The organism is Lysinibacillus sp. NPDC094177 (assembly GCF_050279145.1).
Classification (GTDB): Bacteria; Bacillota; Bacilli; order Bacillales_A; family Planococcaceae; genus Lysinibacillus.
This window is the reverse complement of sequence record NZ_JBNNTW010000002.1, coordinates 492,269-502,626: the sequence shown is the minus strand read 5'-3', so window position 1 is coordinate 502,626 and position 10,358 is coordinate 492,269. Positions and strand designations below refer to the sequence as shown.

Genomic DNA, 10,358 nt, shown 5'->3' with positions numbered 1-10,358 from the left:
AGCTTATCCATACATAAAATCACCATTGATTCTTATCCACGCAACTCTTCCCAAAGAATTAATAAACGCTAGAAGAACTGGTATCAACAAATTAAAACAGCATATAGAAAATGTCACCATTGTTTCAATGGAAGCAACAAATCATATGGTTCATTGGGATAACCCCGAAAAAGTAGCTAATGAAATTCTTACCTGGGTATCTAAATGTTGAGCTACGTGGCGATTGCAAAAAAGAGCAGTCGCTTATTTACTAATGGGGCAATAGCAGAGGATCAAGGCTTTCATATCGACGAACTTTTCTTATGTTGCTAACGAGGTGCATTAGTTCAATAAGAATTAAACAACTTTATTACCGCTTTACATCAGAAAAATACGGATTTACAACGTTACGCACTTTATGTTACCAAACGACGCTTTGGGAATATTTCTTAACTAAATGCAACTTCAGATTTTTAACCATCGTCTATTTACATAATTTAGATAAAATTGGTTGAAGGAGACATGGAATGGAGAAAAAGATTAATCTATGGTCATTTATCTTATCAATAATTTGCATATTGTTATTTTTTATAGTTTCTCTTTCTGGTCCAATTGATTACTCCATAATGGGTACACACCCTTTAAATTTGGTTTTATATATTACATTGATAACTTTCATCTTTGGAATATTAGGTTTTTCTGGTATTCAAGATTGGAAAGGAATGACCAGAAGTGTAACTACTGTAATAATTACTTTGGGATTATCAGCTTTCTTGGTCGTCATTGTATTTTTCGGAAGTTTATTAAGCTAGTGGTGCTTTAGTTCAATAAGGATTTATAACGTATACAAAAATAACCCTAATAACGTTCTCAAATCGGACTTTGGTGATTTAACGATAAAAGCTTACCAAACCACGCTTTGGGAAAGTTATAATTGAACTAATGGAGATGGATAAAGGGGGATTTTTGTGAAGTTATTATTGTCTGTTCTATTTGCTGGACTTTTGGGTATTTTTGCTTTCCTCGGACCCATTGGTATATATCTCTTATGTGCAATTATTGGTGGAGTAATTTTTAGATCATTTATTTTAATTAATGAAATTCACAAACAAGTAGTATCGATCAATGACAATGATAGGGTGAAAGAGGCATACGAAAGATATATAAAAGAGAGAGACGAAAAAGAAAAGGATACTAACGCGGGGCTTTAGTTTAACAAGGATTTATAATGTATACATAAATAAATCTAATAATGTTCCCAAATGCAAGTTTTGGGACGAAATAAAACACTTAAAACGTTGTCATACCAATGTATTAAGTGTTTTTCTGTATTTCATTCATATACACCTTTTTATGCACTATCGTTTGAACTTAGATACACCAAAGCTTTCAATGCTGTTCAAAAGAACTTGCACTGAATCATATTTTGAATAAAAACTTGCATATACAGCGGATTCCTTAACGTTATAAATCAACCTTTTCTTTTAACATAGCCTTTTTCTTTATTCAACTAACGGGTAGCTTTAATTAAATATTCGATTTACGAAATATCAAACATAAAAACAGAGTTGATTCTACATATTTTGTAAATTAACTCTGTTTTTATGTTTTAACAGCAACAATCTTTAAGAAAACAGCCATAATAGAAAAGAGATTCCAACGCATTAGAATTTCTCTTCTATTATTTCCGCAACAACCTTCCCGACAACAGCAATCCAATTCCACCGATCGTGATAAACAAGACTGCTCGTATTAATAAGTCTAGTGCTGACAAATCAAAGAATATAAGCTTAATAAACCCAATAACTAAGATGACAAAACCTGTTATGCGTAATATTCGTAAGTTACGCACGGTGCTAAGCCATAGAGAAATACTTGCTGTCAAGAATAATGTAATCGTTGAGAAGGCAATGCTTAGCTTCCAATCAAGTAAACCGTTGTAGGTAAGATGGGATATGAGACCCAAAACGGATATCATCGTTAGTACAACGCCTGCACTTACAATTATGTCAAGAAGCTTCGCTATTTGCTCTTGATAGATTTGATAAATGCGTCCCTTCATCAGTAAATCAATCATAATTGCTACGATAACAGCAATATACACGATTCTTGTCAGTATATTTAACCAATCGACACCCTGCATATTGTACGGAATAGCTTCAAGCATTAGTGTGAAGAGAATGAAAAATACACTAAGGACTGGCGTTAGTGCACGCCCTTTATATTTTGTTGGCACTAAAAGTGATCCTGCGAAAAGTAATGCGAGGATGATACACATTAGATGCGGAATATTACCAGCACCTGCAAAGTATGTTACATCAAGCTTTCCGGTATAGGCTAAGAAATAACCAGTCGTTATTACTGCTAAAAAGTCAACCACGTATAGATCCTTCATTAACTTTTCAAATACAGTCAGAGTCTCTTTTGGACGTCTCGCATATACATAGATAATCAGGAGATATATTCCTGGCATTATCAAGCTAACATGATCTATGCTGAAAAATGGTGTCGGCTCATGAATAAAAAAGCTTATAGCGAGTGCAATCATAAATGAAAATGAGCCGACAACCTTCAACAAACTTGCTCGCAATCGTAAACTCATCATAACGCCTGCAAAGGTGATGAACGGGATTAGCAAATGCTCCACTTTCTCTGGTAAATTCATAACTAGTAGCGTATTACATAGTGTAATAAATGCGAGTGTTACGGCACTATCAAATGCCTCCTGCCATTTTTGCTTATAACCATAACCCGCTAAAGCTGCAAACAAGCAAACTAATATGAGTAATAGCGCTTCACTATAATCAATTGGACTAATGATAAAGTTTAAGAGCAATAAACTAAATGCTCCTAGGCTGAATTGAAGTCCAACATGAACATATTTCAATTTCGACTCTGCATTATATAAACGGCACCAACTCGTGTAAAAAATAGTTAGAACAACAAGGAAACCTATTGCAAAAACAACTCGATTGTCGTGGTTCATAAACGCTATAATGCTGACAGCTAACACTGAGAAAAATGTGGCAATATAGAGAGCCAATTTCTGCTTGTGTTGATGAATCACAAATTGTAGCATCGTAAATAGTACGACCACATAGATTAAGATAATAATAGGACTTAGATTCATATATTCTAGTAAATAAGGTAGCAATAACGAGGTAAACGCTATAAATATTGTTAGCCCTTCATTTTTCTTCAAATAGCTAATAGCAATACTGTACACGATATAAACAGCGGCAATTACAAGTGCCATCGTTAAACCGATGATTTCATACAATATCGCACTAGCGGCTGTTGTTAATATCCCAACAATAAATGCCCCGCCGTATAAAGAAATCGTTATGGCTGATGACCCTATTTTCCTACGCTCCAATACATAAGCTATTGCGGCTAAAGCAAGCGATAATGCATAGGCGAGGATGATTTTAACCTCGTTCGATAAATAGCCGTAATCACTCACGAGCTTAAGACCCCAAAGCACCCCCATCACTAAAATAACCATAAATAATTTTGGAAGTGCCCACATAATACGCTCCTCAAACGTTCGCTGTGGTTGCACCTTTTTTTCTGGAGCTGGCATTGTTTTGGGCTTTGGTTTCAAATTTGAATTCGACTTTGAATTTTGCACTGGTTTCGGCGCAAATTGATCAACCATGGGCTTCTTGACACTCAATGTACTTGGTTTTTCAACAGATTGTTGACGCTTTAAGCCTTCTAATTCATGCCGTAAATCCATCATTTCCTGCTCAAGCTTGGCAATCCTCTGCTCCATTTCAAGCGACATTCAATCATCCTCCCCGCTATATCAATTTTTTAACATTATAACATATATATTCTTATTGTAAAATTACACTTTTTATTTATTTTCACCCCTGTTACCTAGGTCTTCGATACATTAAAGCACGTTGACTATCACTGGTGCCCGATGTAGTTGGATCTATAACAACCCCCATTAAAACGAAAATTGATAATACGGTATTTAAGATGCTCATTGTCTGTTCACTCATTGCACTCGTTAAATCATAGCCAAGAATAGCTGCTACTTGCTGTGCGAGTAATAAAATCAACGAAAATAGCGCAATTAAGAATGGTTTATGCTGAAAACGGATCATCCAGTTAATTTTCATATATTCTCACCTCCCCCCTTCTCATCCACAGTATATGCTCCGCAGTAACATGGCACATATGCAAAAATGGAGCTATAAACGTGGAAAAAGAGAGGTGCTTAGCTGGTATTTTGTATGGCATTTTAGCATTTGTTAAAATTGTTCCAAAGCTAAAAATCATTAATTTAGTAAGTCAATATTCATTCGGGATGTTTTTGATTCATTGGCTTGTTCAAGAATATCTAGTCCCATATACAACACAAATACCTTCAATCGTTCTTCAAGTACTTAAGCTATTTCTACCGAACTTGGTTGTCTGTATTTTCAATATAAAAAATTTCGTTCTTGCCTTATAGTGCTCATCTAATTGACAAGGCACACAGCAAAAAGCCATCTCAGTATTGAGATGGCTCAAAGTTTTAGGAAAAATAGCAGTTCAGATATTTGGAAATATTATATATTTTAGACGAAGGTATTCTCTGTTCCAAACTACCAGAAAAGTGCCAAGTCCCTGTTTTGCCGAATAGGCATACTTTATTTCATTACTTTTCAATACTTCGAACCATCTCAGTAATGAGATGATTCAAAGCCTTTACGTTTATCAAATTTTCGCGCAACGTAAACTAGTCCATAAACAAGTGGTGTTGCTACAATAGATGCCAAAAACTTAAACATATACTGTGTTATAAATAATGTCAGTAATACTTTCATTGGCATTATTCCATAAAAAGCTATCGTTATAAATAATGCTGTATCGATAAGTTGGCTTAACATCGTAGACGCATTATTTCGAAGCCAAAGTTTACTGCTACCATGCTTTTCTTTAAATTTACTAAATATCACTACATCCAAATTAACACTGACCGAATAGGCTACAAGACTCGCAATAATGACACGCATACTGCCACCTAGAATTGTCTCAAACTCCTGCTGATGAGTAAAGGCTTGTGCAGGTGGTAGTGCAATGGCAATAGCGATAAAACATGCTGCAAACACTTGTGCCATAAGCCCTGTTCTTACCGTACGACTGCCCGCTTCCTTGCCATATACCTCACAAATTACATCAATAAGAGGATAAGTAAAAATAATTAAAATCGCCGCAGCTGGAAGTATCATCCACCCACCTATACTAAACACTTTAACTGCTAAAACATTTGCTAAAATTAAAAAGCCTACAAACAGTCCATTTAAATAGTAAAGCATCAGCGATTATCCACCTTTTCAGGATACATATCATGGTTCATCAAACGATGCTCCGCCATTTTTTCATATTTTGTGCCTGGGCGACCATAGTTACACCAAGGATCTATGGACAAGCCACCACGAGGCGTAAACTTGCCCCATACTTCAATATAGCGCGGCTCGATTAGCTTAATTAAATCATTCATGATGATGTTAACACAATCCTCATGAAAGTCACCGTGATTACGGAAGCTAAATAAATAGAGCTTTAATGATTTACTCTCTACTAGCTTTTTATCTGGAATAAAAGAAATATACATTGTCGCAAAGTCAGGCTGCCCTGTCATTGGACAAAGACTTGTAAATTCTGGGCAATTAAATTTCACAAAAAAATCGTTTTCTGTATGCAAATTATCAACCGCTTCAAGTATTTCCGGTGAATATTCAAATAAATACTTTGTATTTTGGTTACCAAGTAATGTTAAATCCTGTAAGCCTTGTTCTTCATTTCTTCCTGTCATAAAAATGCCTCCTCAAATTGTGAGAAGTCCATTACGCATTAAACCTAAAAAAAAATCGCCATATCCGCATTTTTGGGATATGGCGTAAATGACGTCATCCATAGTTTTTTATAGAGGGTATGCGCTATGAACCTCTTTCATATTCGCTTGCTATCTTAACTTAATGAATGCATTCAGTCAACTAAAATTTTTTATATAAACAAATTGACAAAAAAAACCTTATGTTATATGGTTAGTTACATAAGTAATTAACCGATTGACTAAGGAGGTGGATGGCGATTCATTCTTTAAATAATGAAAAACCCATTTTCCAGCAAATTCGTGAACGAATAGAGGATGCAATTCTAGATGGACAGCTACAACCCGAAGATCGCATTCCTTCTACAAATGAATTTGCAAAAGAATATCAAATTAATCCTGCAACAGCTGGAAAGGGTGTGAACGAATTAGTGGACAAAGGCGTAATTTATAAAAAACGCGGCGTGGGCATGTTTGTCAGTACTGATGCGCGCGGGATATTAATTGCAGAGCGTAAGGAAACCTTTTTCCAACAACATATAGAGCCATTGAAGAAAGAAGCAATACGATTAGGTATTTCAGATGTAGAATTACAAAATATGTTACAAAGGGGTTAACGTATGAAAATTGAAGTGAAAAATGTTAGTAAATCATATAGACATAAAGAAGCTTTAAAAAATATCTCTTTTACAATTGAAGGACCTAAAATCATTGGATTTTTGGGTCATAATGGCGCTGGTAAAACAACATTCTTAAATTTATTATCAGGACTCATCTCTACAACCAATGGGAACATTTCTGTCAATGGAGAGAATGTTTTCAATGTACCTTTAACTTTACGTGATATTTGCTTTGTTGCAGAGAGTGGAAACTTTCAAGAGGAAATGACAATTGCACAAACGTTAAAGGCTAATAGCTTCTTTTATCCAAAATGGGATGGCGATCTTGCTATGGAGCTACTGGAAGTCTTTGCTCTAAATCCAAAAGATAAGGTTCGCAGTTTATCAAAAGGAATGGTGTCTGCATTAGGCATTATTACAGGCTTTGCGAGTAATGCAGGGATTACGATCTTTGATGAGCCTTATATCGGACTTGATGTAGCTGCCCGAAATACTTTTTATGATTTATTAATTGAACAACAAACCGATAATCCAAGACTTTTTATTTTGTCTACACATTTAATTGATGAGGCAAGTGAGCTATTTGAAGAAATACTTATTTTACACGAGGGACAATTACTGCTTCAGAAAACAACGGAGGAATGGCATGAGCATATTGTTGCAGTTAAAGGTGGTCCTGCTGATGTTGAACAGGCAATTAATGGTCTAAAGACTATTTATAAGCATACGTTTATGCAGGAGTTAACTGCAATTGTCTACGCTAATGGTCAATCCATCAACGGGCAGAATATTAAGCTTGAACGTGTTTCATTACAAGAAATGTTGGTGTATTTAAGTAAACAGCGGAAAGCGAGGACTATTTAATGAATATAATAAAGGGTTGCTTTTATGTATTATTTCAAAGTTATAAAAAACAAATTATGACGTTTTGGTGCATATTATTTTCGATCATCCTATTGTCTGTATTCTTAGGTAAATTCTTTGGGCAAAATATTTCCATTGCCATCTCCGTTTCTATACCTGTTTATATCTTTTACGGTATAATGGCGGCAAAGCTACTAAATAAAACCTTGCCCTATTTTTTAAAACTTGGTTTAAGTCGCTTACAATATATGTTCAATGTAGGACTCTTTTTCATCTCGTGGAGCTTAATAGGTTCCTTCATAAGTACTTGTACACAAAAAATAATCCCTTACGTTTCTAATCTATTCATTATCCATCCTATTTTACTAATTGATAATTCTCCATCATTTTTACAAATGATGACATTAGATACTGTTTTACTGCTCTTCTTCCTAACATCTGGTCTTTTATTGAATGTTGTCTTTTATCGCTTAGGATTTTTTGGCGGTTACAGTTTTATAGGGTTACTCGGCTTAATTCCGATTGTTACAATCATTTTCAAGTGGTATTCTCCTTTGTTTGACCTACTATCAAATATATCTACCTTTGCTCTATTAAGTAGTTTATTAGTTTTTAGTGCTGTCCTCTACACTATCATAACAATGATGATTCGAAATGCTTCTGTCAATCCAGCATAATTCAAGCTCAGGATATTTGGGGTACTTTCTAAAAAAAATGATGAGGCTGGGATATTACTAAATGGTTCCTTCATAAAGCCGAATAATCTCTAAATTAACAAAACACGATAAATAGAAAAACCGAACTATTCCGAAACATCAAGAGCGTTTCATTGGATAGTTCGGTATTTTTGTTGGCTGAAACACTTTTGTCCCAGCCTCATTTTTCATTATCCATGTTCATCCTCTTGCGTTGTATAGTCAATAGAGTTAGCAATGTCGACTAAAACTTCAGGTGTCACTTTATCCGAAACCCTTTTATCAATCCACAGCATATATTGCCAATCTCCTCTTTCAAAAGAAAGTACATTGAATCCTGAGATTTCCATATAAATTGAAGTCGTTCCATTTTTCAAGTCGAATGTCTTTACTATATTTCCCTTTTTAGATGGGAACTTAAACTGAATAGGTCGAACTGTTATTTTATAATGATGCTCAGGAAGTTGATTATTAATAAATGTAACTTCAAAAAAATCGTTCATGTCACCATCTAGATTATTAAACCGACCAAAATGATGTGTAAAACTAATAGGAGGTACTCGAAGTGGTAGCTTTAGCCCTTGATGATAGTGCCGTTCAAAATCGTAGGCAGCTGTTTCAACCGTTTTATAGCCTATCTCAGGATAGATTTCTTCATAAGGACTGAGCGAATCATTTATATAGGCATCACTTGGTTGAGAAAATAACAAATAACAGGAACTTAAGCAGAGAGAAAAAATTCTGTCCATTTTATCACCTCAGTATCACTTTAAGTGTAGTTTTTCCCAACTCAATAAATTTATGTGTCAACTATTATTTATTCTTTTTATCATTAAGAGTGAATTTAAGAAAGAAAAAAGCAATTGTTCGCACTAAATTCGAACAATTGCCTTATAAGTCTAAAAAAGTAAATGTGCAACTATTGCTGCGATTGGTAGTGAAATAATCGTACGCATTAAGAAAATAACAACTAAATCTAAAAATTTCAGTGGAATTTTTGTACCTAAAATAAGTCCACCGACTTCAGACATATAGATAAGCTGTGTAACAGAAACGACAGCAATCACAAATCGAGTAGTGTCAGCTTCAATTCCTGCTCCTAAGATTGAAGGTAGGAACATATCAGCAAAGCCAACAACCATCGTTTGTGCTGCCTCAGCTGCTTCTGGTAAACCAAGCACTGTTAAAATAGGTTCAAACGGCTTTCCTAAAAATGCAAAAATATTAGTGAATTCAGCAAGCATTAAAGCAACCGTACCAAATGCCATAACAACCGGCGCTACACCAACCCATAAATCCAAAACATTTCTAATTCCATCTTTCAAAAATTGACGTGGGTCACGATTTGCATGCGCAACGGCTAAAGCATTTTCTAAGCCATGTGACACAGAATTATAACCTTCTGGTAATTCCTCACGCGATAAATCTACTGGTGTACCGTCGATATAAGTATCTTCTTTGTTAGCAAGCGGGAAAATTCGTGGCATAACTACCGCTAACACAAGACCACAAAGCACAACCGTTAAGTAATATGGAATAAAATAGCGTGACAAATGCACTGTATCTAATACTACGATACAGAATGTGATAGATACTACAGAGAAACTCGTTGCAATAATGGCAGACTCTTTTTTCGTGTAGTTCCCCATTTCATATTGCTTACTCGTCATAAGAACACCAATTGTTCCATCACCAACCCACGATGTAAGTGCATCAACCGATGAACGACCAGGACTTCTAAAGAGCGGACGCATGATTTTTACCATCATCGTTCCGAAAAATTCAAGTAATCCGAAGTTTGTTAAAAATGGTAATAGTATTCCAGCAAATAAGAAAATCGTAAATAAAAATGTTACTAAACCACCGTCTGGGTTCATTAATAATCCACCAGTATTTTCATTATTAATCGCCGATGGTCCAAAATCAAAGACAACCATTGAGGCAAATACTAAACCGATGACTCTAATAATTGTCCAAAACCAATTTACATAAAATAATGTATCTAAAATACTAGGCTCTTTTGTATTATTTCGTGGAATTAATTTGGCAATAAGTGATCCAATTGCCGAAATCACAAACATAATTATAGTAAAATAACTAATAACCGGAGCAACAAAATCTGCTAGTAAACTTGCTAAAATAGCAATTGGAACTTTCCATCCATCTTCCGTTAAGACTGGTGTCATAAATAATAGGACACCAATAAGAGACGGAATTATGAAGAAAAAGTATGTAGAAGTAGGATATTTTTTCATAATTTAAAGCCTCATTTCTCTTGGTTTTTTCGAAGTTTTATACATCAAGCTTGTTAGTTATGTCCTTTAAAACCGCCAAGAAATGTATATCTGTACTTTAATCAGTGGGAATTTC

The 10,358-nt window shown here is 34.9% G+C and carries 13 protein-coding genes and 1 riboswitch; of the genes, 7 read left to right on the top strand and 6 right to left on the bottom strand.

Annotated features, from left to right (window positions below; translation table 11 throughout):
• The 3 genes from ACQKNC_RS05915 to ACQKNC_RS05905 form a co-directional block, all read left to right on the top strand.
• Positions 1–211 (top strand): alpha/beta fold hydrolase (locus tag ACQKNC_RS05915; protein ID WP_427423923.1); only part of this gene is annotated, 211 nt, incomplete at its 5' end.
• A gap of 295 nt (positions 212–506) precedes the next feature.
• Positions 507–791: a hypothetical protein gene (locus tag ACQKNC_RS05910; protein WP_427423922.1), complete on the top strand. Its 285-nt coding sequence runs from the start codon at positions 507–509 to the stop codon at positions 789–791.
• A gap of 156 nt (positions 792–947) precedes the next feature.
• Positions 948–1,190, top strand: coding sequence for an ATP-dependent Lon protease (locus tag ACQKNC_RS05905; RefSeq protein WP_427423921.1), 243 nt, complete (start codon positions 948–950; stop codon positions 1,188–1,190).
• A gap of 470 nt (positions 1,191–1,660) precedes the next feature.
• On the opposite strand, the gene ACQKNC_RS05900 is transcribed toward ACQKNC_RS05905, so the two are convergent.
• Together ACQKNC_RS05900 and ACQKNC_RS05895 are read right to left on the bottom strand one after the other, a co-directional pair.
• A complete protein-coding gene (locus ACQKNC_RS05900) occupies positions 1,661–3,766 on the bottom strand; it encodes a DUF2339 domain-containing protein (protein ID WP_427423920.1) in 2,106 nt (701 codons plus the stop codon).
• A 91-nt stretch (positions 3,767–3,857) separates the two neighbouring features.
• Positions 3,858–4,109 (bottom strand): phage holin, encoded by a 252-nt coding sequence (locus ACQKNC_RS05895; RefSeq protein WP_427423919.1) that lies wholly within the window; start codon positions 4,107–4,109, stop codon positions 3,858–3,860.
• 80 nt (positions 4,110–4,189) lie between these two features.
• Between ACQKNC_RS05895 and ACQKNC_RS05890 the strand changes: the two genes are divergently transcribed.
• Entirely contained in the window at positions 4,190–4,444 is a 255-nt protein-coding gene (locus tag ACQKNC_RS05890; protein WP_427423918.1) for a hypothetical protein, read from the top strand.
• Between the two features lie 211 nt (positions 4,445–4,655).
• Here the strand turns inward: ACQKNC_RS05890 and ACQKNC_RS05885 are convergent, their stop codons facing one another.
• Together ACQKNC_RS05885 and queF are read right to left on the bottom strand one after the other, a co-directional pair.
• On the bottom strand, positions 4,656–5,291 hold the full coding sequence (locus tag ACQKNC_RS05885) for a queuosine precursor transporter (protein ID WP_427423917.1): 636 nt from the start codon (positions 5,289–5,291) through the stop codon (positions 4,656–4,658).
• On the bottom strand, positions 5,291–5,791 hold the full coding sequence (gene queF, locus ACQKNC_RS05880; RefSeq protein WP_427423916.1) for a preQ(1) synthase: 501 nt from the start codon (positions 5,789–5,791) through the stop codon (positions 5,291–5,293). Before queF ends, ACQKNC_RS05885 begins: the two co-directional genes overlap by 1 nt.
• A 94-nt stretch (positions 5,792–5,885) precedes the next feature.
• Positions 5,886–5,932: riboswitch (PreQ1 riboswitch) on the bottom strand.
• A 131-nt stretch (positions 5,933–6,063) separates the two neighbouring features.
• Here queF and ACQKNC_RS05875 point away from each other — a divergent pair.
• Genes ACQKNC_RS05875 through ACQKNC_RS05865 form a run of 3 tightly spaced genes read left to right on the top strand, consistent with a single transcriptional unit; the run spans position 6,064 to position 7,970 of the window.
• Positions 6,064–6,426 (top strand): GntR family transcriptional regulator, encoded by a 363-nt coding sequence (locus ACQKNC_RS05875; RefSeq protein WP_427423915.1) that lies wholly within the window; start codon positions 6,064–6,066, stop codon positions 6,424–6,426.
• Between the two features lie 3 nt (positions 6,427–6,429).
• Positions 6,430–7,293: an ABC transporter ATP-binding protein gene (locus ACQKNC_RS05870; protein ID WP_427423914.1), complete on the top strand. Its 864-nt coding sequence runs from the start codon at positions 6,430–6,432 to the stop codon at positions 7,291–7,293.
• Positions 7,293–7,970, top strand: coding sequence for a hypothetical protein (locus ACQKNC_RS05865; RefSeq protein ID WP_427423913.1), 678 nt, complete (start codon positions 7,293–7,295; stop codon positions 7,968–7,970). Before ACQKNC_RS05870 ends, ACQKNC_RS05865 begins: the two co-directional genes overlap by 1 nt.
• Positions 7,971–8,179: 209 nt before the next feature.
• Here ACQKNC_RS05865 and ACQKNC_RS05860 read toward each other — a convergent pair whose 3' ends face one another.
• Together ACQKNC_RS05860 and ACQKNC_RS05855 are read right to left on the bottom strand one after the other, a co-directional pair.
• Positions 8,180–8,737 carry a hypothetical protein gene (locus ACQKNC_RS05860; protein WP_427423912.1) on the bottom strand — a complete coding sequence of 186 codons (558 nt, stop codon included), beginning with the start codon at positions 8,735–8,737 and terminating at the stop codon, positions 8,180–8,182.
• A 150-nt stretch (positions 8,738–8,887) separates the two neighbouring features.
• On the bottom strand, positions 8,888–10,243 hold the full coding sequence (locus tag ACQKNC_RS05855; RefSeq protein WP_427423911.1) for a YjiH family protein: 1,356 nt from the start codon (positions 10,241–10,243) through the stop codon (positions 8,888–8,890).
• Between the last annotated feature and the right edge of the window lie 115 nt (positions 10,244–10,358).

What these genes read in the sequence shown, in the direction of transcription:
- ACQKNC_RS05910 (WP_427423922.1), top strand. Translation starts at nt 507, where the DNA reads ATGGAGAAAAAGATTAATCTATGGTCATTTATCTTATCAATAATTTGC.
- ACQKNC_RS05900 (WP_427423920.1), bottom strand. Translation starts at nt 3,766, where the DNA reads ATGTCGCTTGAAATGGAGCAGAGGATTGCCAAGCTTGAGCAGGAAATG.
- ACQKNC_RS05895 (WP_427423919.1), bottom strand. Translation starts at nt 4,109, where the DNA reads ATGAAAATTAACTGGATGATCCGTTTTCAGCATAAACCATTCTTAATT.
- ACQKNC_RS05885 (WP_427423917.1), bottom strand. Translation starts at nt 5,291, where the DNA reads ATGCTTTACTATTTAAATGGACTGTTTGTAGGCTTTTTAATTTTAGCA.
- queF (WP_427423916.1), bottom strand. Translation starts at nt 5,791, where the DNA reads ATGACAGGAAGAAATGAAGAACAAGGCTTACAGGATTTAACATTACTT.
- ACQKNC_RS05875 (WP_427423915.1), top strand. Translation starts at nt 6,064, where the DNA reads ATGGCGATTCATTCTTTAAATAATGAAAAACCCATTTTCCAGCAAATT.
- ACQKNC_RS05870 (WP_427423914.1), top strand. Translation starts at nt 6,430, where the DNA reads ATGAAAATTGAAGTGAAAAATGTTAGTAAATCATATAGACATAAAGAA.
- ACQKNC_RS05865 (WP_427423913.1), top strand. Translation starts at nt 7,293, where the DNA reads ATGAATATAATAAAGGGTTGCTTTTATGTATTATTTCAAAGTTATAAA.
- ACQKNC_RS05860 (WP_427423912.1), bottom strand. Translation starts at nt 8,737, where the DNA reads ATGGACAGAATTTTTTCTCTCTGCTTAAGTTCCTGTTATTTGTTATTT.
- ACQKNC_RS05855 (WP_427423911.1), bottom strand. Translation starts at nt 10,243, where the DNA reads ATGAAAAAATATCCTACTTCTACATACTTTTTCTTCATAATTCCGTCT.